At 72.6% G+C, this 21,995-nt stretch carries 20 protein-coding genes and 1 pseudogene; 8 read left to right on the forward strand and 13 right to left on the reverse strand.

Annotated elements, in window-relative coordinates; translation table 11 throughout:
- Nucleotides 1–795 (forward strand): MmpS family transport accessory protein (locus F8271_RS32930; RefSeq protein ID WP_225854137.1); only part of this gene is annotated, 795 nt, incomplete at its 5' end.
- 89 nt (nucleotides 796–884) lie between these two features.
- Complete coding sequence (locus F8271_RS03200; protein ID WP_151488087.1) at nucleotides 885–2,081, forward strand: pyridoxal phosphate-dependent aminotransferase; 1,197 nt, start codon at nucleotides 885–887, stop codon at nucleotides 2,079–2,081.
- Between the two features lie 61 nt (nucleotides 2,082–2,142).
- Here F8271_RS03200 and glmM read toward each other — a convergent pair whose 3' ends face one another.
- The 9 genes and pseudogenes from glmM to F8271_RS34070 form a co-directional block, all read right to left on the reverse strand.
- Entirely contained in the window at nucleotides 2,143–3,501 is a 1,359-nt protein-coding gene (gene glmM, locus F8271_RS03205) for a phosphoglucosamine mutase (RefSeq protein WP_151488088.1), read from the reverse strand.
- 117 nt (nucleotides 3,502–3,618) lie between these two features.
- Entirely contained in the window at nucleotides 3,619–4,086 is a 468-nt protein-coding gene (rpsI, locus tag F8271_RS03210; protein WP_110563055.1) for a 30S ribosomal protein S9, read from the reverse strand.
- A 20-nt stretch (nucleotides 4,087–4,106) separates the two neighbouring features.
- Nucleotides 4,107–4,550, reverse strand: coding sequence for a 50S ribosomal protein L13 (rplM, locus tag F8271_RS03215; protein WP_007465158.1), 444 nt, complete (start codon nucleotides 4,548–4,550; stop codon nucleotides 4,107–4,109).
- A gap of 209 nt (nucleotides 4,551–4,759) precedes the next feature.
- Nucleotides 4,760–6,142: an MFS transporter gene (locus tag F8271_RS03220; RefSeq protein WP_151488089.1), complete on the reverse strand. Its 1,383-nt coding sequence runs from the start codon at nucleotides 6,140–6,142 to the stop codon at nucleotides 4,760–4,762.
- A 128-nt stretch (nucleotides 6,143–6,270) separates the two neighbouring features.
- On the reverse strand, nucleotides 6,271–6,564 hold the full coding sequence (locus F8271_RS03225) for a hypothetical protein (RefSeq protein ID WP_151488090.1): 294 nt from the start codon (nucleotides 6,562–6,564) through the stop codon (nucleotides 6,271–6,273).
- Nucleotides 6,554–6,811, reverse strand: coding sequence for a DUF6364 family protein (locus tag F8271_RS03230; RefSeq protein ID WP_151488091.1), 258 nt, complete (start codon nucleotides 6,809–6,811; stop codon nucleotides 6,554–6,556). The genes F8271_RS03225 and F8271_RS03230 overlap by 11 nt, the downstream gene beginning before the upstream one ends.
- 90 nt (nucleotides 6,812–6,901) lie before the next feature.
- Nucleotides 6,902–7,597 (reverse strand): class I SAM-dependent methyltransferase, encoded by a 696-nt coding sequence (locus tag F8271_RS03235; protein WP_151488092.1) that lies wholly within the window; start codon nucleotides 7,595–7,597, stop codon nucleotides 6,902–6,904.
- A gap of 270 nt (nucleotides 7,598–7,867) precedes the next feature.
- Entirely contained in the window at nucleotides 7,868–8,065 is a 198-nt protein-coding gene (locus tag F8271_RS03240) for a DUF397 domain-containing protein (RefSeq protein WP_151488093.1), read from the reverse strand.
- Nucleotides 8,062–8,571 (reverse strand): annotated as a pseudogene (locus F8271_RS34070) (Scr1 family TA system antitoxin-like transcriptional regulator); the annotation flags it as partial. The pseudogene F8271_RS34070 and the gene F8271_RS03240, both read right to left, overlap by 4 nt.
- 368 nt (nucleotides 8,572–8,939) lie before the next feature.
- Here F8271_RS34070 and F8271_RS03250 point away from each other — a divergent pair.
- The 6 genes from F8271_RS03250 (at nucleotide 8,940) to F8271_RS03280 (ending at nucleotide 17,042) form a co-directional block, all read left to right on the forward strand.
- A complete protein-coding gene (locus tag F8271_RS03250) occupies nucleotides 8,940–9,164 on the forward strand; it encodes a hypothetical protein (protein WP_151488134.1) in 225 nt (74 codons plus the stop codon).
- Between the two features lie 385 nt (nucleotides 9,165–9,549).
- The gene (locus F8271_RS03260; protein WP_151488095.1) at nucleotides 9,550–11,682 is read left to right on the forward strand and encodes a molybdopterin oxidoreductase family protein; all 2,133 of its coding nucleotides are present in this window, start codon (nucleotides 9,550–9,552) and stop codon (nucleotides 11,680–11,682) included.
- The gene (locus F8271_RS03265) at nucleotides 11,679–13,118 is read left to right on the forward strand and encodes an FAD-dependent oxidoreductase (RefSeq protein ID WP_151488096.1); all 1,440 of its coding nucleotides are present in this window, start codon (nucleotides 11,679–11,681) and stop codon (nucleotides 13,116–13,118) included. Before F8271_RS03260 ends, F8271_RS03265 begins: the two co-directional genes overlap by 4 nt.
- Nucleotides 13,115–15,610: a nitrite reductase large subunit NirB gene (gene nirB / locus F8271_RS03270; protein WP_151488097.1), complete on the forward strand. Its 2,496-nt coding sequence runs from the start codon at nucleotides 13,115–13,117 to the stop codon at nucleotides 15,608–15,610. Before F8271_RS03265 ends, nirB begins: the two co-directional genes overlap by 4 nt.
- Nucleotides 15,607–15,954, forward strand: coding sequence for a nitrite reductase small subunit NirD (nirD, locus tag F8271_RS03275; protein ID WP_151488098.1), 348 nt, complete (start codon nucleotides 15,607–15,609; stop codon nucleotides 15,952–15,954). Before nirB ends, nirD begins: the two co-directional genes overlap by 4 nt.
- On the forward strand, nucleotides 15,954–17,042 hold the full coding sequence (locus F8271_RS03280; protein WP_151488099.1) for a uroporphyrinogen-III synthase: 1,089 nt from the start codon (nucleotides 15,954–15,956) through the stop codon (nucleotides 17,040–17,042). The genes nirD and F8271_RS03280 overlap by 1 nt, the downstream gene beginning before the upstream one ends.
- A 43-nt stretch (nucleotides 17,043–17,085) precedes the next feature.
- On the opposite strand, the gene F8271_RS03285 is transcribed toward F8271_RS03280, so the two are convergent.
- From F8271_RS03285 to F8271_RS03300, 4 genes are all read right to left on the reverse strand, one after another.
- Nucleotides 17,086–17,709, reverse strand: coding sequence for an ATP/GTP-binding protein (locus F8271_RS03285; protein ID WP_151488100.1), 624 nt, complete (start codon nucleotides 17,707–17,709; stop codon nucleotides 17,086–17,088).
- Nucleotides 17,690–18,055: a DUF742 domain-containing protein gene (locus F8271_RS03290; RefSeq protein WP_151488101.1), complete on the reverse strand. Its 366-nt coding sequence runs from the start codon at nucleotides 18,053–18,055 to the stop codon at nucleotides 17,690–17,692. Before F8271_RS03290 ends, F8271_RS03285 begins: the two co-directional genes overlap by 20 nt.
- A gap of 89 nt (nucleotides 18,056–18,144) precedes the next feature.
- Nucleotides 18,145–18,552 carry a roadblock/LC7 domain-containing protein gene (locus tag F8271_RS03295; RefSeq protein WP_007465177.1) on the reverse strand — a complete coding sequence of 136 codons (408 nt, stop codon included), beginning with the start codon at nucleotides 18,550–18,552 and terminating at the stop codon, nucleotides 18,145–18,147.
- Nucleotides 18,549–21,719 carry a nitrate- and nitrite sensing domain-containing protein gene (locus F8271_RS03300; RefSeq protein ID WP_151488102.1) on the reverse strand — a complete coding sequence of 1,057 codons (3,171 nt, stop codon included), beginning with the start codon at nucleotides 21,717–21,719 and terminating at the stop codon, nucleotides 18,549–18,551. Before F8271_RS03300 ends, F8271_RS03295 begins: the two co-directional genes overlap by 4 nt.
- Nucleotides 21,720–21,995 lie beyond the last annotated feature (276 nt).

The following is a 21,995-nucleotide window of genomic DNA, read 5'->3' on the forward strand; positions in this document are numbered from 1 at the left end:
TGGGCGCCGACCCCACCGGCCCACCAGTGGACGCCCCATCCGCCCGCGACGTCCTGGTCGGCGGAGCCGTCGGCGACCCCGTGGATGCCACCCCCACCCGAAGCCCAGGGTCCACCGCCACCCGGCGAGCCGACACCCGCAGGCTGGCCGGTACCCGTCGGCCAGGCACCGCCGGCGGGCTGGCCACCAGCAGCCGGGTGGCCGCCGCCCGGCTTTCCACCGCCCTACGCCCATCCCGGGTACCCACCGGCCGGCGGCGCCCCCGCCGGCACCGGTCGGGTCGTCGGGATCGTGATCGCGGTCGTCGTGACGCTGGTGTTGATCGTCTGCGGCTGCGTCTGCGGGGCCGGCCTGCTGCTCGAAGCGTCCAGCCCGGATCCGGTCGCCGGAGAGCCGTACCCCGTCCCCGACGACGGCTGGACCGCCCCCAGCGCCGAGCCGGGCACCGCCGGGCCGACGACCGCGGCACCCATCCCGACCAAGAAGCCGATCACCCGACCGACGTCGGGGCCGGCACCGGTGACGGTGGTCTACGAGGTCACCGGTTCGGGTACGGCGGACATCGCCTACTACGACGCCGAGAGCGACCTCATCCACGTCGACGCCGCGAAGCTGCCCTGGCGCACCACCATCCGGACCGACGGCCAGAGCCGGGTCATGGTGGAGGCCACCTGGCCGGACATCGACTATCACGGGCCGATCGACTGCACGGTCACGGTCACCGGCACCGACGCCGGCAAGCCGATCGTCGACAAGACGCGGGGGTACTGGCGGACGACCTGCGAGGTCGGATGAGGCCGAGCGCAGCCGGGCGCGGCTCCGTCGACCAAGCACGCGGCGGTGAGGCTGGGGTTCGACCGGCGGGTGCCCGTAGGCTGGCGCAGGTGACGACGAGCACCGATGTCGACCCGCTGGTGGCCCGGATGCGGCCGTTCGGCACGACGATCTTCGCCGAGATGTCCGCCCTCGCCGTGCGCACCGGCGCGGTCAACCTGGGCCAGGGCTTCCCCGACACGGACGGCCCTCCGGAGATGCTGGCCGCGGCGGCCGAAGCGCTGCGCGGCGGCCACAACCAGTACCCGCCAGGCCCGGGGATCCCCGCTCTCCGCGCGGCGGTCGCGGCCCACCAGCGGCGGTTCCACGACCTGGCGTACGACCCGGACGGCGAGATCGTGATCACGGCAGGCGCGACCGAGGCCGTCGCGGCGAGCATCCTCGCCCTCTGCGAGCCGGGCGACGAGGTGGTCTGCTTCGAGCCGTACTACGACTCGTACGCCGCCTCGATCGCGCTGGCCGGCGCGGTCCGGCGGCCGGTGACGCTGCGCCCCGCGGCCAACGGCCGGTACGCCTTCGACCCGGCGGCGTTGCGCGCGGCGTTCGGGCCACGCACCCGGCTGGTGCTGCTCAACTCACCGCACAACCCGACCGGCAAGGTGTTCACCCCGGCCGAGCTGACGCTGGTCGCCGAGTTGTGCCAGGAGTTCGGCGCGTACGCGGTCACCGACGAGGTGTACGAGCATCTGGTCTTCACCGACGCGGCGAGCCCGCACGTGTCGTTGGCCAGTCTGCCCGGGATGCGGGAGCGGACGCTGCGCATCTCCTCGGCCGGCAAGACGTTCTCCTGCACCGGGTGGAAGGTCGGTTGGGCGAGCGGCCCGGCGGCGCTGGTGTCGGCGGTGCTGCGGGTGAAGCAGTTCCTGACCTTCGTCAACGCCGGACCGCTGCAACCGGCGGTCGCCGTGGCGCTGGCGCTGCCGGACGACTACTACCTCGGCTTCCGCGACGGGCTCCAGCAGCGCCGCGACCAGCTCGTCGGCGGTCTCACCGACGCCGGCTTCGACGTGCTCGCCCCGGAGGGGACGTACTTCGTCACCGCCGACATCACGGCCCTCGGCGGCACGGACGGGGTGGAGTTCTGCCGCTCCCTGCCGGAGCGGTGCGGGGTGGTGGCGGTGCCCACCCAGGTCTTCTACGACGACGTCGACGCGGGCCGGCGGCTGGTCCGGTTCGCCTTCTGCAAGCGCCCGGAGGTGCTCGCCGAGGCGGTCACCCGGTTGCGTGCCCTGACCCCGGCCGGCTGATCCCGGCCCTGACGCTGTGGAGCTGAGTCGGTCCACGACCTCGGCTCCACAGCGTGAACCGTCAGGACGCGGTGGGGCTGGCGGTGCGGACCAGCGCGGCGATCCGCTCGGCGACCGCGCGGGCGGTCGCCTCGGTGGCCGCCTCGACCATCACCCGGACCAGCGGCTCGGTGCCCGAGGGCCGCAGCAGCACCCGCCCGGTCTCGCCCAGCTCGGCCTCGGCCCGCTCGACCTCGGCGCGGACGGCCGGCGCGGCGGCACCGACGGTGCGGTCCCCCACCGGCACGTTGATCAGCACCTGGGGCAGCTTGGTGACCACGGATGCCAGTTCGGCGAGGGACTGGCCGGTGGCCGCCATCCGGGCCATCAGGTGCAGCCCGGTGAGCACCCCGTCGCCGGTGGTGGCGTGGGCGGGCATGACGATGTGGCCGCTCTGCTCGCCGCCGAGCGCCAGCCCGGACGCCCGCAGCTCCTCCAGCACGTACCGGTCGCCGACCTTCGTCTCGATCAGCCGGATGCCCTGTGCGGACATGGCCAGTCGCAGGCCGAGGTTGCTCATCACGGTCGCGACCAGGGTGTCCTGGGTGAGCGTGCCGGCGTCGCGCATGGCCAGCGCGAGGATCGCCATGACCTGGTCGCCGTCCACCTCGTCGCCGTCGGCGGTGACCGCCACGCAGCGGTCGGCGTCACCGTCGTGGGCGATGCCCAGGTGGGCGCCGTGCTGCACCACGGCCTCGCGCAGCGCCTCGATGTGGTTGGAGCCGCACTCGTCGTTGATGTTCAGCCCGTCGGGCTCGGCGTGGATCGCCACGACCTCCGCGCCGGCCTCCCGGTACGCGACGGGGGCCACCTCGGCGGCGGCGCCGTTGGCGCAGTCGACCACGACCTTGATCCCGTCGAGCCGGTGCGGCAGGGTGCCGACCAGGTGCTGGACGTAGTGGTCGGCGCCGTCGAGCAGGTCGTGCACCCGGCCGACGCCGGCGCCGATCGGCCGGTCCCACGCGGTGGTGGCGTTCGCCTCGACGGCCGCCTCGATCTGCATCTCGATCTCGTCGGGCAGCTTGTGGCCGCCGGCGGCGAAGAGCTTGATGCCGTTGTCCGGCATCGGGTTGTGTGACGCGGACAGCATCACCCCGAGGTCGGCCTTCGCCTCGGCGGTGAGGAACGCCACGGCCGGGGTGGGCAGCACGCCGACCCGCACCACGTTCGCGCCGGCGCTGGTCAGGCCGGCCACGACGGCCGCCTCCAGCATCTCGCCGCTGGCGCGGGTGTCCCGGCCGACGACCGCCAGCGGCGGATGGCTGCGGTCCGTCTCGGCGAGTGTGTGCGCGGCGGCCACCGCGAGCGCGAGCGCCAATTCGGGTGTGAGATCCGCGTTCGCGCGCCCGCGTACGCCGTCCGTGCCGAACAACCGACCCATACCCGCCAACCTCCGATGAGCACTGCCGATGAGGAGAAAGCGGAACGGCCGGCCCACCTCCCCGGTCGAGGGGAGGCGGACCGGCCGTCCGTCAGAAGTACAACGCGCTGGTGAAGATCAGCGCTTCGAGTACTGGGGAGCCTTACGGGCCTTCTTGAGGCCGTACTTCTTGCTCTCCTTGACCCGGGCGTCCCGGGTGAGGAAGCCGGCCTTCTTGAGGGCCGGGCGGTCGTCCGGCTCGTTGACGATCAGCGCACGGGCGATGGCCAGCCGCAGCGCACCGGCCTGGCCGGTGGTGCCGCCGCCACGCAGGTTGGCGATGACGTCGAACGCCTCGGGCTTCTCGGCAGTGACCAGCGGGTCCTTGATGAGCTGCTGGTGCACCTTGCTCGGGAAGTAGGCCTCGAGGTCGCGGCCGTTGCAGGTGATCTTGCCGGTGCCCGGAACGATACGGACCCGGACGATTGCCTCCTTGCGCCGACCCACGGTCTGGATCGGGCGGTCACCACGCGGCGCGCGGGCGACGGGCGCCGGCGCTTCGGTGGCCTCAGGGGCAACCTCGGTCTCGGTGGTGATGTCGGTCATGCTGCTTCCTTCGCCCGCGCTCACTGCGCGATCTGCTTGATCTCGAACGGCACCGGCTGCTGCGCGAGGTGCGGGTGCTCGGCACCGGCGTAGACCTTCAGCTTCTTGATCAGCTGACGGCCGAGCTTGTTGTGCGGGAGCATCCCCTTCACAGCCAGCTCGATGGCCCGCTCGGGGCGCTTGGTCAGCAGCTCGTCGTAGCCGACCTGCTTGAGACCACCCGGGTAACCCGAGTGGCGGTAAGCGACCTTGGTCTGGCGCTTGTTGCCGGTCAGCGCAACCTTGCCCGCGTTCACGATGACGACGAAGTCGCCCGTGTCGACGTGCGGCGCGAAAGTCGGCTTGTGCTTACCACGCAGCAACGTGGCGGCGTGGGTGGCCAGGCGGCCCAGCACGACATCAGAGGCGTCGATGACGTGCCACTGACGCTCGATCTCACCCGGCTTCGGGCTGTACGTACGCACAGGTCTACCTTGTCTCGTCGTCGGTCTGGGGTCGCGCGCCGAGGTGACCAGATCTTGCAGGCCGGACCAGCGCGCACGAACGACCAAGCGTACCTGATGGGGCACGCCTCTGGATGTCGTACAACAGCAGGCAACGATACCCGGCGCCCCATCGGCAGGTCAAAACGGGGGTCCGGCCTCGCACGCCGACGCGCCGGGCATGGCCCAGCTCACACTCCGGCGAGCCGTCCGGCCCTCGGACGACGGTAGACGACCCAGGTGGCCACGAAGCACAGCGCGTACCAGCCGATGAACGCCAGGTAGGCGGCGTCGGCGTTGCCCGAGCCGAGGAACGACTGGCGGAAGGCGATGTTGACCAGCACCCCGCCGGAGGCCCCCACCGCACCGGCGATGCCGATCAACGCTCCGGTCATCCGCCGCGCCCACCGTGCGGCGGCCTCCGGGTCGCGCCGGCCGGTGGCCACCGCGTCCGCCGCCCGGGCCCGGAAGATCGCCGGGATCATCTTGTACGTGGAGCCGTTGCCGACGCCGGAGAAGACGAAGAGGGCCAGGAAACCGGTCAGGTAGAGCCCGAACGAGCGCTCCCGGCCCGCGTACAGGACGACGGCGGCGCCGGCCGCCATCGCCACGAAGTTCCAGAAGGTCACCCGGGCGCCGCCGAGCCGGTCGGCGAGGTGCCCGCCCAGCGGCCGGATCAGCGAACCCACCAGCGGACCCAGGAAGGTCAACCAGGCGGCGTCGACGGGGGTGGGGAAGCGCTCGGCGAACTGGAGCTGGAGCACCTGGCCGAACGCGAAGCCGAACCCGATGAACGAGCCGAAGGTGCCGATGTAGAGCAGCGACATGACCCAGGTGTGCGGATCGCGGGCGGTCTCGCGCAGCGCGCCCGGCTCGTTGCGCGCCCCGGGGACCGTGTCCAACCAGCGGGCCGCCGCCAGCGCGGCCAGCACGATGAGCGGCAGGTAGACGGCCGGGACCAGCCGGGGGTACGCGGCACCGGCGGTGGCGAGCACCGCCAGCCCGACCAGTTGCACCGCGGGTACGCCCAGGTTGCCGCCGCCGGCGTTGAGGCCGAGGGCGCGGCCCTTGAGCCGGGACGGATAGAACAGGTTGATGTTCGCCATCGAGGAGGCGAAGTTGCCGCCGCCGACCCCGGTGAGGCACGCGAGCACCATCAGCGTGGAGTAGGACACCCCGGGTTCCAGCAGCACCGTCATCGGCACCGTGGGCACGAGCAGCAGCAGCGCGCTGATGATCGTCCAGCGCCGCCCGCCGAAGCGGGCCACGGCCAGCGTGTACGGCAGTCGCAGCACCGCGCCCAGTGCGGCCGGCACGGCGGTGAGCAGGAACTTGCCGGCCGGGTCGATGCCGTACGCGGGGCCGAGGAAGAGCACGGTCACCGACCAGAGGCTCCACACCGAAAACCCGACGTGCTCGGCGAAGATCGACACCCAGAGGTTGCGCCGGGCGATGGGCGCACCGGTCGTCCGCCAGAAGTCGGGGTCCTCGGGACGCCAGTCGTCGAGGGCGCGCGGACGGCCGGTGACGGCAGGCGGTCCGGCGGTGACTGCGGTGCTGGTGAGCGTGCTCACGGCGGCTCCTCCTCGTCGATGTGACGAGGGGAAACGCTAGGAACGCGGGGTTACCTGGCAGTGCCCGTCGCGGGTCGGACGGGAAACGGGGAGCGCACCACGGGCGGGCGGCGGTGGTGAGGTCGGCGTCAGAGTTGCTGGAGGATGCGCAGCGCGCGGCCCACCCGGAGCATGGTGTCGGTGTCGGCGACGTCCACGCAGTCGGTGAACCACTTCTTCATCGGCGAGGAGATGCGGTCGGGCATCACCACGTACCGGCCCATCGACACGGCGAGCGGGGAGTCGCGCAGCAGCGACTCCTCGACGACCTCGACCACGATCACGATGGGTACGTCGGTGGAGTTGTAGACGTCCGAGCTGATCACGAGACCGAGGCGTTCCCGGGCGCCCTCGATGCGCCAGACCTCACCCCTACGCAGCACGCGGCCGGCCGCCGGAGAGCAGGTCGTTGACCATGCCCACCTCGCGGGCGTCGGCGAGGGCGGCGGACTCCAGGTCGAGGTTGGCGCGGCCCACGGCGGCGGCGTGCGCGGTGAACACCTCGCGCAGCGCCTTCTCCCGGGCGGCCTGATCCATCCACGCGGAGAGCGACAGCCCCTCGCGCTTGGCGAACCGCCGCGCCTCCTCGATCGTCTCGTCGGTGAACGACAGAGTCACCTTGGCAGTCATGTCGAGCAGACTACCCAGCGGTATGACCGTCAGTCATCCACGCGCTCACCGACTCGTCCCCCGCCGACGAAAGGCACATTCCGCCGCTTCTCACCGGGCCTGTCCGCCGAACACCGCGAAGCGCCACTCCTTGAAGTAGCAGTCGACGTCGACCAGGCCGGCCTCGGTGAGCCAGCGGCACTGGTCGGCCACGGTGGCGGGACGGTCGTGCCGCATCCGCGCCTGGGAACCCGCGATCTCGTCGGGGGACGCGCCCAGCTCGGTGATCCGCGCCAGCCACACCTCGTCGTAGCGCCGGTCCAGGAAAGGGGTGGGGCCGGCCACCTGCTCGGCGTTGACGAACACGCCACCCGGTGCCAGCGCGGCCGCGGCCCGTCGGTAGAGCGCCCGCTTGCCGTCGTCGTCCAGGTGGTGGATCGCCAGCGCGCTGACCACCGCGTCGTACCGGCCGGGCGGCAGCTCGTCGGACAGGTCGGCCCGGACGGTCCGGTGCGGCACGCCCCGGCCGCGCAACTGCTCGGTGGCGCGGGCGAGCATGGCCGGCGCCCCGTCCACCAGGGTCAACCGCACCCCGGGCACGGCGGCGGCGAGCAGCAGCGAGAGCAGCCCGGTGCCCGCGCCCAGATCCAACACCTCCGGCGTACGACCGGCGGCCAGCGCGGCGCGCAGTGGCGGCGCGGCCACCTGGACGGCAGTGCCGTAGAAGGCGTCGAAACAAGGAATCAGCCGGCGTCGCTCCTCGTCGTACGTGCCGGCCACCGCGTCGAACACGTCCGTCACGCTCATCGCACCCTCCCGGAATTTGAGACACATTTCCCACATCATAAGCACTGGACGACGCTGATGTCGTCAGCGATCCAGCTCCAGAAGGCGACCAACTCATGCCGCCCGCGACGTCACCGCGGATCCCGCTGCAGCGAAGCCGGGACCGTCACGAACGGTCGACATGGGGAGCGTGGCCGCGCTTGCGCTACCTGCGGGTGGTGACCCCGGACACGCGAAGGCCCCCGGCGCTTTCCTGGTTTCAGGAGCCGGGGGCCGTCCGCGTCATGCTGGTCAGGCTGGGTCGTGCGCCTTCGCCATAGCAACAAACGCCCGCCAGGCCGCTGGCCCGAAGACCAGTTCCGGCCCTGCCGTGTCCTTCGAGTCCCGCACGCCAACGATGCCAGGCAGGTTGTCCGCAACCTCGACGCAGTCGCCGCCATTGCCGCTGCTGCGGGTGCTCTTACGCCACTGCGCGCCGGCCAGTTCCATGTCTTCGCCGTCCCCGTAAGTAGATCGACGGATTGCCAGTAGGACAGCACCTCACCGCGTACGTTCTCCCACGCCGCCAGTATCGCCGCTATGGCCTCGGCACCGGTAACGACGTGGCCCTGGAGCTGATTGTCGAGATAGCCGGCTATCCGATGCTCGGGCCCCACAGCGATGACGAAGGGACCGTTCAGGCCAGCGTACGCGCCGACGGCAGAGGGGACGATGTGCACGCGGACGTGCCGGGCCCGCACGCGGTGATGAGAGCCTGCACCTGCTCACGCATGGTGGCTCGTCCGCATTGGCTCGCGGCGTCTTGAGGTGTCCGGCCAGATGTCCCCTATGGGCCGTCGGAGCGCACTCGCCGCCGCCTCACGGTGTCGAGGGTGGGGAATGTGGTCGTGGTTCAGCCAACGCGCGACCGTCTTCCGATCGACCCCGACCAACCCTGCCAGGGACTCGATCGAGCGTCCCGTCTCGGCTAGTGCTGCGCGTAGCGCATCGTTCACGACTTCCCCCATCGGATGCGCGGAATGTCTCGTGACCATATGGCTACGGGGTGTTCTTGTCCCATCACTGAAAGCAACCTGGGATCGGACGGCGCGGCCGGTAGGGACCACTGGACCGGCGGACGCGTTCGTACCGAGGTCGCCCTTGAGCTGCCCAGATCTTGGACAGTTTCCGTTAGGAGAGAACGGAAACTGTCCAAGATCTCCGCGGGCGAGCATTCATGGGGGCGGCTTCTTCCCGACGTGACGGCCAGGGGGACACCGTGCCGGACACGCCACCCGATCGGAGACCCGAGCCGAAGCCCAGACCGCGGAAGCCGCACCCGGGTGAGGTCGTGCACCTGACCCGCGCCGCGAGCGTGCAGTTCATGCGCCCGATCTTCGTCCGCGTGATTCGCGTTCTCGACTGGCCGACGTACGACGGGTGGCTGTGGGTCGACGGTTACGAGCTGGCCGCGAATGGGGATGCGGTCGCACGCCGGTCCCTGTTCGTGATGCCCGCCGGCCTGATCTGGCCGGAGACGCCCGCCCCGGCGGCCCGTCGCCCTACCACCCGCGCTCCCGTCAAGCGCGGTCCGGTGCGGGTCGGATGACCCGCCGCCCACGTCCGCACCATCCGATGCGCCCGGCGTGGCGCTGCCGTAACTGCGCTGCTCCCTGGCCGTGCGCGCCGGCTCAGCTTGACCTCGCCGCCGAGTTCTACGGCCATTCGATCGCCCTGGCGTTCTATCTGGCAGCGAACATGCAAGACGCGGTTGACGATCTGTACTCCCTGGGCGTTCGTCCTGACCCGCGAGCACTCCACGCCCGTTTCCTGGGTGGCTGTCAGTGACCCGCCGACCACGCCGCGCCGACGTGCGCTGACCACCGGCGACCATCCGTTCGTCGCCGAACCACGGTGCGGTGTGAGCCCCACTTGACAGGACCGAAACAGAAGGGACCCGGACCGGAAACCGCCCGGCGGCACGCTTTGCCGACATGACAGACGGTGCATGGTCGGCCACTCGGCCGGGGCTGGCGCCCCGGGAGGTGGCGACGCACTGCCCGTACTGCGCCCTTCAGTGCGGCATGACCCTGCGCGCGGACGGTGACGGGGTGACCGTGCACCCCCGCCAGTTCCCCACCAACCGCGGTGGGCTGTGCCAGAAGGGCTGGACCGCCGCCGACCTGCTCGACCACCCGGACCGGCTGACCACTCCCCTGCTGCGCGACCCGGCCACCGGCGAGCTGCGCCCGGCGAGCTGGGACGCCGCACTGGACCGGATCGTCGCGGGCATCCGCACCGTGCAGGACGACGCCGGCCGGGACGCGGTCGCCGTCTTCGGCGGCGGTGGCCTGACCAACGAGAAGGCGTACGCCCTGGGGAAGTTCGCCCGGATCGGGCTGCGCACCCGGCACATCGACTACAACGGACGGTTCTGCATGTCCTCGGCGGCCGCCGCCGGGATGCGCGCCTTCGGCGTCGACCGGGGGCTGCCGTTCCCGCTCGCCGACCTGGGCCGGGCCGACACGCTGCTGCTGGTCGGCGCCAATCCGGCGGAGACCATGCCGCCGCTGGTGCGCTGGCTCACCGAGCAACGCCGCGCCGGCGGCCGGCTGATCGTCGTCGACCCCCGCCTCACCGCCACCGCCCGCCAGGCCGACCTGCACCTGCAACCGCTGCCCGGCACCGACCTCGCGGTGGCCAACGCGCTGCTGCACATCGCGCTCACCGAGGGCTGGGTCGACCAGGCGTACGTGGCCGAGCGGACCACCGGTTTCGAGGCGGTCCGCCGCAGCGTCGCCGCCTGGTGGCCGGCCCGCGCGGAGCAGCTCTCCGGGGTGCCGGTCGCCGACCTGGAGGCGACCGCCCGCGCGTTGGGCACCGGCGGACGGGTGATCATCCTGACCGCGCGCGGCGCCGAGCAGCACGCCAAGGGCGTCGACACGGTCACCGCGTACGTCAATCTGGCTCTCGCCCTCGGCCTGCCCGGCCGCGACGGCTCGGGGTACGGCTGCCTCACCGGCCAGGGCAACGGCCAGGGCGGGCGGGAGCACGGGCAGAAGGCCGACCAGCTCCCCGGCTACCGGAAGATCGACGATCCGGTGGCCCGGGAGCACGTGGCCGGGGTCTGGGGCGTGCCCGCCGACGAGCTGCCGGGCCCGGGTGTGCCGGCGTACCAGCTGCTCGATTCGCTCGGCACGCCCGACGGCCCGCGCGCGTTGCTGGTGTTCGGCTCGAACCCGGTGGTCTCCGCGCCCCGGGCGGCCCGCATCGAGCGCCGGCTGCGCGACCTCGATCTGCTGGTCGTCGCCGACCTGCTGCTGTCCGAGACGGCGGCGCTGGCCGACGTGGTGCTGCCCACCGCGCAGTGGGCCGAGGAGGACGGCACGATGACCAATCTGGAGGGTCGGGTGCTGCGCCGGCGTGCGCTGCGCCCGCCGCCGCCCGGCGTCCGGACCGACCTGGCCATCATCGCCGACCTCGCGGCGAGGCTGGCCCCCGAACAGGCGGCGGCCACCAACGCGGCGGCCCGGTTCCCGACCGACCCCGCCGCCGTCTTCGCCGAGCTGCGCCGCGCGTCCGCCGGCGGCACCGCCGACTACGCCGGCATCACCTGGGCGCGGATCGACGCCGCCGACGGCGTCCACTGGCCCTGCCCCAGCGAGGACGGGCCGGACACACCCCGACTCTTCGCCGACCGCTTCGCCACCCCGGACGGCCGGGCCCGGTTCCACCCCGTCGACCACCGGCCGGCCGCCGAGGAGGTCTGCGACACGTACCCGCTGCACTTCACCACCGGCCGGGTGCTGGCCCAGTACCAGTCCGGCACCCAGACCCGCCGCGTTGCCGCGCTGCGCCGCGCCGCACCCGAGGCGTTCGTCGAGCTGCACCCCGACCTGGCCGTCCGGCTGGGCATCGACGACGGCGACCCGGTGCTGGTCACGTCCCGCCGGGGTGAACTGCGCGCTCCGGCCCGCCTCAGCGCGGGCATCCGACCGGACACCGTCTTCGCGCCGTTCCACTGGGCCGGGGCCGGCCGGGCCAACTCGGTGACCAACGACGCGGTGGACCCGATCTCCGGGATGCCCGAATTCAAGATCTGCGCGGTACGGGTGGAGAAGGCATGACGACCCGGGTGGTGATCGTCGGCAACGGGATGGCGGGCGCCCGCCTCGCCGGTGAACTGCACGCCCGCGAAGGCGACCGGAAGGTCACCGTCCTCGGGGCCGAGCCGCACCGCGCGTACAACCGGATCATGCTCTCCACCCTGCTGGCGGGCCGGATCGGCGAGCCGGACGTGGAGCTGACCGAGGCCGCCGGGCACGGCATCGACAGGCGCACCGGCGTACCGGTGACGACGGTGGACCGCTCCGCCCGGGAGGTCCGCACCGCCGACGGCGAACGGATCGGATACGACCACCTGGTGCTGGCCACCGGCGCCCGGGCGGTGGTGCCGCCGCTACCCGGCCTCGACCCGGCCGACCTCCCGCCGCGGGTGGTGTCGTTCCGGACCCTGGACGACTGCCGGCGGATCATCGCGGCGGCCCACGGCGCGCGCAGCGCGCTCGTGCTCGGCGGCGGGCTGCTCGGCCTGGAGGCCGCCCGAGGGCTCGCCACCCGAGGGCTGGCCACCACCGTGGTGCACCACACCGGGCACCTGATGGAACGGCAGCTCGACCCGGCGGCCAGCGCGGTGCTCGCCGGCACCCTCACCGGCCTCGGCGTCACCATCCAACTCGCCGTGCCGGCGACCGGCGTGGTCGCGGACGACACGGGTGTACGCCTCGACCTGGCCGACGGTCGGTCGCTGCGCGCCGATCTGCTGGTGCTCTCCTGCGGCGTACGCCCGGACACCGCCCTCGCGCGGGCCGCCGGCCTGACCGTGCGACGTGGTGTGGTGGTGGACGACCGGCTGCGCACCGACGACCGGAGCATCTCGGCGATCGGCGACTGCGCCGAGCACGACGGCGCGCTCACCGGCCTGGTGGCACCCGCCTGGGCCCAGGCCCGGGTGCTCGCCGACGTGCTGAGCGGCACCGACCCGCTGGCCCGCTACCGGCCCCGGCCGGTGGTGACCCGACTGAAGGCGGCCGGGATCGACCTGGCCGCCATGGGTGACGCGGTGGGCGGCGAGCCGGGCGAGGAGCTGACCTTCGCCGACCCGACCCGGGGCACGTACGCCCGGCTGCGGATCCGCGACGAGCGTCTGATCGGCGCGATCCTGCTCGGCGACAACCCGACGGTCGGCACGGTGATCCAACTGTTCGATCGTGGCCATCCGGTGCCCGCCGACCGGCGGGCGCTGCTGCTGGGCCGAGCGCTCGGCGCGACCGGCGCGGCACCGGCCGCGTCACCGGCGCTGATGCCGGACGCGGCCATCGTCTGTCAGTGCAACACGGTGACCAAGGGCGCGCTGGTGCGCTGTTGGCGCTCCGGTGCCCGGACGGCCGACGCGGTGGTCGCGGTGACCCGGGCCGGCACCGGATGCGGCGGCTGCCGGGACGCGGTGGGCGGCATCGTCGACTGGTTGTCCGAGGCGGAATCGGTGGAGGTGACGCGATGAGCGGCGACCTGGTGGTCATCGGCAACGGGATGGTCGGGCAGCGTTTCGTCGACGCGCTGCGCGCCCGGGATCCGCAGGGACGCTGGCGGGTGACCGTGCTCGGCGAGGAGTCCCGTGCGGCGTACGACCGGGTGCGGCTGTCGGCGTTCTTCGACGGGGTGAGCGAGAGCGACCTGAACCTGCACACCCCGCACGACGGGGTGCGGGTGCGTCTCGGCGAGCCGGCCACCGCCATCGACCGGGACCGGCGGGTGGTGACCACCGCCGTCGGCGAGTACCACTACGACGCGCTGGTACTGGCCACCGGTTCGTACGCGTTCGTGCCACCGGTGCCCGGCGCGGAGCTGCCCGGGGTCTTCGTCTACCGGACCCTGGACGACCTGGCGGCGATCCGGGCGTACGCGGACGGCCGCCGGGTCGGCGCGGTGATCGGCGGCGGGCTGCTCGGGCTGGAGGCGGCGAACGCCCTGCGGCTGCTGGGCCTGAGCACCGACGTGGTCGAGTTCGCGCCCCGGTTGATGCCGGTGCAGGTGGACCAGGCCGGCGGCGCGATGCTGCGGCGCTACGTCGAGGAGCTGGGTGTGCGTACCCACCTCGGGGTTGCCACCACCGCGATCCGTCCCGGCCCGGACGGTGCGGTCGCCGCCCTGGAACTCTCCGACGGCAGCGCGGTCGACGCCGAGCTGGTGGTGGTGGCCGCCGGCATCCGACCGCGCGACGAGCTGGCCCGTACCGCCGGTCTGCCGACGGGGCCGCGCGGTGGGGTGCTGGTCGACGGGACGTGCCGCACCGCCGACGAACGGATCTGGGCGGTCGGCGAGTGCGCGGCGGTCGACGGCACCTGCCACGGCCTGGTCGCGCCGGGCTACGCGACGGCCGAGGTGGTGGCCGACCGGTTGGTCGGCGGCGCGGCGACGTTCCCGGGAGCGGACACCGCCACCAAGCTGAAGCTGCTCGGCGTCGACGTGGCCTCGTTCGGCGACGCGCACGGCACCACGCCGGGCTGCCTGGACGTCACGTTCACCGATCCGGCGACCCGGGCGTACGCGAAGCTGGTCCTCTCCGACGACGCGCACACGCTGCTCGGCGGGGTGCTGGTCGGCGACGCCAGCGCGTACCCGACGTTGCGGGCCAGTGTGGGCGGCCCGCTGCCGGCCGCGCCGCTGGCACTGCTCGCCCCCGACGGCGGCGGCGCGGACGCGGGCGCGTTGCCCGCCACCGCGCAGGTCTGCTCCTGCAACGCGGTCACCCGTGGCGACGTGGACGCCGCCATCGCCGACGGCTGCGCGGACGTGCCGGCGTTGAAGGCGTGCACCAGGGCCGGCACCAGCTGCGGCTCCTGCGTGCCGATGCTCAAGCAGCTGCTGGACGCGGCGGGGGTGGCGCAGTCCACGGCCCTGTGCGAGCACTTCGACGTGAGCCGGCGGGAGCTGTTCGAGATCGTCCAGGTGCGCGGCATCCGCACCTTCTCCCGACTGGTGGCCGAGCACGGTCGGGGCCGTGGCTGCGACATCTGCAAGCCGGTGGTGGCGTCGATCCTCGCCTCGCTGGGCAGCGGGCACGTGCTCGACGGGGAGCAGGCGTCGTTGCAGGACACCAACGACCACTTCCTGGCCAACCTGCAACGCGACGGCAGCTACTCGGTGGTGCCCCGGATCCCGGGTGGCGAGATCACCCCGGAGAAGCTGATCGTGATCGGTGAGGTCGCCCGGGACTTCCAGCTCTACACGAAGATCACCGGTGGGCAGCGGATCGACCTGTTCGGGGCACGGGTGGAGCAGTTGCCGCTGATCTGGCGACGACTGGTGGACGCCGGGTTCGAGTCCGGTCACGCGTACGGCAAGGCGCTGCGCACGGTGAAGTCCTGCGTCGGCGAGACCTGGTGCCGCTACGGCGTACAGGACTCGGTGGGGTTGGCGGTGGCGCTGGAACTGCGCTACCGGGGGCTGCGCGCTCCCCACAAAATCAAGTCGGCGGTGTCGGGGTGTGCCCGGGAGTGCGCCGAGGCCCGCAGCAAGGACTTCGGCATCATCGCCACGGAGACCGGCTGGAACCTGTACGTCGGTGGCAACGGCGGCTTCCGGCCCCGGCACGCCGACCTGTTCGCCACTGATTTGTCGACAGAAGTGCTGATTCGACTAATCGATAGATTTTTGATGTATTACATCCGTACCGCCGACCGGCTGCAACGCACCGCCGGCTGGATCGAGGCGATGGACGGCGGCCTGGACCACCTGCGCGCCGTGATCGTGGACGACTCGCTGGGCCTCTGCGCCGACCTCGACGCGGCGATGGCCCGGCACGTGTCGTCGTACTCCGACGAGTGGCGCGACGTGCTCGACGACCCGGACCGGCTGCGCCGCTACACCTCGTTCGTCAACGCACCCGACGTGCCCGACCCGTCGATCACCTTCGCGCTGGAACGCGGCCAGCCGGTGCCGGTGCGGGACCGGCAGCCGGTCGCACTGGGCCTACCGGAGGTACGGCGATGAACTCCACCACCACACTGGACTGGACCACGATCTGCCCCCTCGACCGGCTCGAACCCGATCGGGGGGTCGCCGCCCTGGTCGACGGCGTGCAGGTCGCTCTCTTCCGCACCGCGGACGGGCTGTTCGCGATCGACAACCGCGATCCCGTCTCCGGCGCCTACGTGTTGTCCCGGGGCATCGTGGGCAGCCGCGGCGGGGTGCCGACCGTCGCCTCGCCGCTGCACAAGCAGGTGTACGACCTGCACACCGGGCGGTGCCTCGACCTGCCCGGCGTCGCCGTGGCCCGACACGACGCGCGTTGCCGCGACGGGCTGGTCGAAGTGCGGCTGCGACGGGAGGGTTGATGCGGGAAGAACTGGCCGGCTTCACCATCGGGGTGACTGCCGACCGGCGGCGCGACGAGCTGGCCGCGCTGCTGGAGCGGCGGGGTGCCCGGGTGGTGCTCGCCCCGGCACTGCGGATCGTGCCGCTGTCCGACGACACCGAACTGCGCGAGGCGACCCGCGCCTGCCTGGACCAACCGCCGGACATCCTGATGGCCAACACCGGCATCGGCATGCGCGGGTGGCTGGAAGCGGCCGAGGGCTGGGGGCTCGCCGAGCCGCTGCGTTCGGTGCTGGCCGGGTCGTACGTGGTGGCCCGAGGACCCAAGGCACGCGGCGCGATCCGAGCGGCGGGACTGCACGACCAGTGGTCGCCCGCCTCGGAGAGCTGCGACGAGGTGGTCGACCACCTGCGTCGGCGCGGCGTGGCCGGGCAGGTCATCGCCATGCAGCTGCACGGCGAACGGCAACCGGAGTGCACGCTCGCACTGGAGGCGGCCGGCGCGACGGTCATCGAGGTACCGGTCTACCGGTGGGCACCGCCGACCGACCCGGCACCGTTGCACCGACTCATCGACCTGATCGCCGGCCGGCTGGTCGACGCGGTGACGTTCACCTCGGCGCCGGCGGCCGAGGCCCTGCTGCGCGCCGCCTGGGACCGCAGCGAGGCGGTGCTGTCCGCGTTCCGCACCGACGTGCTCGCCAGTTGCGTGGGCGCGGTCACCGCCGAACCGCTGCTGCGGCACGGGATACCGGTCAGCGCCCCGGGTCGGGCCCGGCTGGGGGCGCTCGTACGGACCATCGTCGACGAGTTGCCCCGCCGGACCATGACGTTCAAGGCCGCCGGGCATCTGCTCACCCTGCGCGGTCACGCCGCGGTGATCGACGGCGAACTGCGACCGCTCGCTCCCGCGCCGATGGCGGTGCTGCGGGCGCTGGCCCAGTCCCCCGGCCGGGTTCTGTCGCGGACCGCCCTGCTGCGCACGCTGCCCCGCGGCGCGGACGAGCACGCGGTGGAGATGGCCGTCGCCCGCCTCCGGGCCGGCCTGCGCGCCCCGCGCGTGGTGCAGACCGTGGTCAAGCGCGGCTACCGGCTCCGGGTGGACTGACGCGTCGCGGTCGGCCGGTGCGGACCGGCCGACCGCGACGGGATCAGCCGACGGGCGTGGGGAAACCCCGGCCGTGCTCGGCCTGGAGCCGGAGCATGGCGTGCTCGACCACCGTCACCAGCACCTGCTTGACCGAATCCCGGTGCCGGGCGTCGGTCATCACCAGCGGCACCTGCGGCGAGATGGCCAGCGCTTCGCGGACCTCCTCCGCCTCGTACTCGGGAGCACCGTCGAACCGGTTCAGCGCCACCACGTACGGCAGATTGCGGTTCTCGAAGTAGTCCAGCGGGGCGAACGCGTCGGTGATCCGGCGGGTGTCCACCAGCACGGCGGCGCCCACCGCACCCCGGATGATCTCGTCCCACATGAACCAGAACCGGGTCTGACCCGGCGTACCGAACAGGTACAGGATCAGGTCCTGGGCCATCGTGATCCGGCCGAAGTCCATGGCGACCGTGGTGGTCTCCTTGCCCGGCACCTTGGACGGGTCGTCGATGCCGACACCGGCCGCGGTCATCACCGCCTCGGTCCTCAGCGGCGTGATCTCGGAGATCGCGCCGACCAGCGTCGTCTTACCGACGCCGAAGCCGCCCGCGACGACAATCTTCGCGGAGACGATTCCCCGGCCCGGCCGCCCCCCAGCGGGGTCATAGCCTGCGAAGTCCACTTAGCACCCTTCCAAGCAGTTCCATCCGCTCCTCGAACCCCTCGGCGGGAGCAGCAGTGTGTAACGTCAGCAGGCTCTCGGCCACCATGTCGGCGACCAACACCCGGGCGACGCCCAGCGGCATCCGGGTGTACGCGGCGATCTCCGCCAGCGACTGTGCACGGCCCTCACAGACCGTGGCGATTCGGTGCTTGTCGTGCCCGGCGAAGCGGGACTCGGCGACCTGGGTGGGTGAGGCCGTGAGGACCGCCTCGAGAGCGATGTCCTGCCGCGGCTCCGTACGACCACGGGTGACCGCGTACGGACGCACCAGAGCACCGCGCGGGTCAACGCGCCGTTGGTCCATCCCCGATCACCTCCTCGTCCGGTACGGAGTCGGCGTACACCGCCCCCCATCCCTGGTCCGGCGCGCGGTCCGCGCGCCGGGTCTCGGTGCTACGAACGCACCGCGTCTCGCGGCAGCGGCACCAGCGCGGCACCGACCCGCTCGACCAGCAACGCCATCTCGTAGCCCACCTGGCCCACGTCGCAGCTCCGCGCGGCCAGCACGGCCATCGACGAGCCGTCGCTGATCGACATGAGGAAGAGGTAGCCGCTGTCCATCTCGATGACGGTCTGCAACACCCCGCCCGCGCTGAACATCCGGGCCGCGCCCTCGGTCAGGCTCACCACGCCAGAGGTGATCGCGGCGAGCTGGTCCGCCCGGTCCCCCGGCAGGTCCCGGGAGGACGCGAGCAGCAGCCCGTCGGCGGACACCGCCACCACGTGGGCGATACCCGCCACGCTGTCGGCGAAGTTGGTGAGCAGCCAACCCATGTCCTGCATGGCAGCTGGCCTGTTCATCGGCTCTCCTTGGTCGAGGTGCTGTTCTGGTCCGTCCCGGCCGTCCGGCCACGCTGCACACCGCGGTGGTAGGCCGACAACAGGCCGCGTACTTCATCGGGGGTCCGCCGGCTGCGGTCCCGGCCACCCTTCGGTTCGATGCCGCCGGGCACGAGTTGCGCCTGCGGCACCCGCTTGGGCAGGCCCGACCGGGTCGTACCGGCGGGAGCCGGCTCGGCGGCCCGGCTGGCCCGCGACCAGCCTTCGTCCGCCGCCGTCCGCCAGGCGCTCGAATCCACGGTGGGTGCGCTCGGCGCGGCGGGCTGGACGGGCGCGGCCGGTGCGGCCGGCGCCGTGCGGGGCACCGGCGGCGGCGTGTACGACGGCGGTGGTGTGGGCGTCGAGGCGCCCCGGCTGCCGCCGCCGTTCCCGTTGCCGAAACCGTCCATGCTTCCCGCGGTCTGCACTCCGGCGGCCTCACCGGAGCTGCCCGGAGTGCGGGTCGGCAGTGGCGGACGGGCTGGCGCGGCGGCCGGCGCGAACGCGGCGGCCTGCTGACCGCCTCCGTTCGACCGCAGAGCGGTGTCGGCCGTCCCGGTGGAGGGCGGCGGCCCGTCGAACTGCGGCCGGGTGAAGATCGCGGTCGCGTCGTCGCCGTGCGACCGGAACCAGACCGCCTCCATCTCCCGGAAGATCGGCGCCTCGGCCGGGAAGTCCGGACGGGTGCTGACCGGGGCGGCCGGCACCGAGGGCACGGTTGGCGCGGCCGGCGGCGCGACCGCACCGAGCCCGGCGACCGGCCCGACCGGCAACACCGGCGCGGTACGTCCGTCGGGGGTGTCCGCCCCCGAGCCACGCCGGGGCAGCGGGTCGATGGTCGGGTACGCCACGGTCGGGCTGCCCACCGAGGGACCGCCGCCGTTGCTGTAGGCGGGCCGGGCCGGCGGAACCGGGGCGGCCGGGGCCGGCGCGGGCGGCACCGTCTGGTGCGCGCCGGTGAAGCCGCCGGCCTGCACGGACGGGGTGGTGTCGCGGGAGTCCAACGGGGACTGCCACTGCGCCGGCGCGGGCGTGCTGGTCCGCCACTGGTCGGGCAGCGTCGCCGCCGCGGCCGTGGCACCGGAGTACGACTCGGCGTGACCGATCGGGGTCAGCGGCGTCTGCTCGACGGCCATCGGCTGGCGCGGCCGGGTCAGCACCTGCTCGCGGCCCCGGTTGCTGGGCAGGATCACGGTGGCGGCGGGCAGGGTCACCTGAGCGACGGTGCCGCCCTCGACGTTGCGCCGCAACTCCACCCGGATCCCGTAGCGGGAGGCGAGCCGGCTCACCACGGCCAGACCCATCAGCCGGAACGCGGCGACGTCCACGCTCGGCGGCGCGGCCAGGCGCCGGTTGAGCGAGTCGAGCTGGTCATCGGTGAGGCCGAGCCCGCGGTCCTCGATCTGGATCAGCACGTAGTCGCGGATCCGGCGACCGTCGGCGACCACCGTGGTGGTCGGCGGCGAGAACCGGGTCGCGTTGTCGAGCAGCTCGGCGACGAGCCGTACCACGTCGTTGACCGCGTGCGCGGCCACCGAGATGTCGGTGTCCACGGTGCCGAACTCGATCCGGTTGTACAGCTCCACCTCGGACTGCGCGGCACGCAGCACGTCCACCACCAGCGCGTCGTCGCGACGCGGCACGGCGGAGTCGGCACCGGCCAGGACCAGCAGGTTCTCGTCGTTGCGGCGCATCCGGGTGGCCAGGTGGTCCAGCTCGAAGAGCTGGGCCAGCCGCTTCGGGTCCTCCTCGCCACGCTCGATCGCGTCCAGCTCGCCGATCATCCGGTCGACCAGGGTCTGACTGCGGCGGGCCAGGTTGAGGAACATCGCCGAGACGCTGGTCCGCAGCGCGGCCTGCTCGGCCGCGACCCGGACCGCCTCCCGGTGCACGACGTTGAAGGCCAGAGCCACCTGACCGACCTCGTCGCGGTTGGTGAGCTGGATCGGATCTCGGACCTGCCGGACGATCTCCTCCACCCCGCCGTCGCCGACGCTGCCCATGTTCTGCAGCCGCTGCACCGCGTCGGGCAGGTCGTGGTTGGCCACCGACAGGGCACCCTCGCGCAGTCGGCGCAGCGAGTGGTTCAGCGAGCGGGCCAGCACCACGGCCAGCGTCACCGCGATGATCAGGGTGAGCAGCACCAGCACCGACTCGACCACGGCCTGCCGGATGACGTCCGAGCGGGCCTGGTCGGACTGCTCGAGAAGTCGGTTCTGCAGTTGGACCTCGGCCCAGCGCATCAGGTCGGTGACCGCGCCGATGGCGGCGGTGGCGTCCTGCGCGTTGACCAGTGAACGCTGCCCGACCGAGCGGGTGAGGTCGGTGGCCACCCGGTCGGACAGGCCGACCGCGTCACCGGAGACGGTTCTGTCGACCAGGGCGCGCTGCACCGGGTCGGCGGCGAGCGAGAAGGCGACCAGGGCCTCCTGCTGGCTGGTCAGGGTGGCTACGAAGGAGGAGAACTGCTCCTCGTCGAGCTGGCCGGCGGTGAGCGCGGTGAAGGCCACCGCTTGTTCCTCGGCCACCGACGCCTTGGCGCGGGCGAACGCGGCGACGGCCCGGCGGCTGTCCGACAGACTCTCGTCGCCGGGCAGCTGGGCGAGCCCGTCACCGTAGCCGACCAGGTCGGTGAGAATGACGCCGTACCTCAGCACCGCCTCGGCGACCGCCATCTGACGACGGTCGAGCACCTCCTGCCGGGTGCCGTCCAGGGTGGCCAGGTGACTGTCGATGGCCGCCAGCCGGTCCCGCAGAGCCGCCGGCACCTCGCCGATCCGGCCCCGCTCGGCCCGGTACTCCTCGACCCGCTGCTGCGTCTGACGGACCCGCAGGTTGAACGCGTCGGCCGGCTGCTGCGGGGCGGCCAGGTAGGCCGCCGCGGCCATCCGCTCGGACTGGAGATCCTGGGTCAGCGCGCTGACGTCGATGGAGAGCGCGGTGAGCGATCGTGCCTGGGTGGCGTCGAAGGCGCCCTCGCCTACCGAGATCAGCCGGACCGTGGCCAGTGCGATCACCGCCGCCACGGGGACGACCAGGATCAGCGCCAACTTGGACCGGATCCGGGCGTCACGCAGCCGCGGCAACCCGCGGCGCGAACGCCGCGTGGAGTCGCCAACTGCGGGCAGGGTCGTCGGTCCGGTGCTCACGACATCGCCTCCGTCGTTTCTTCCCCGCCTGGCCCGCCGAACCGTGCCGTAGGCGGAGGGGACCACGCGCGGCACGGCCGCGATTTCATCAGAGAAGATCCTGTTTGGGAAGCCGCAGCGAGGTAGGAAACGGTCCGACGGCGCGGAACCCGTGATCCGGTCAACTGATACCTTCATTTCCGCAAGCCCCTGAACAGGGGTTGTAACTCCAGAGTGGTCACACGTGTGTGCAAAGTGAGCTTTTGCAAACGTTGCGTTACCCCAGCATGTGGGATG

This window comes from Micromonospora sp. ALFpr18c (assembly GCF_008868155.1).
In the GTDB taxonomy this organism is placed as follows: Bacteria; Actinomycetota; Actinomycetes; order Mycobacteriales; family Micromonosporaceae; genus Micromonospora.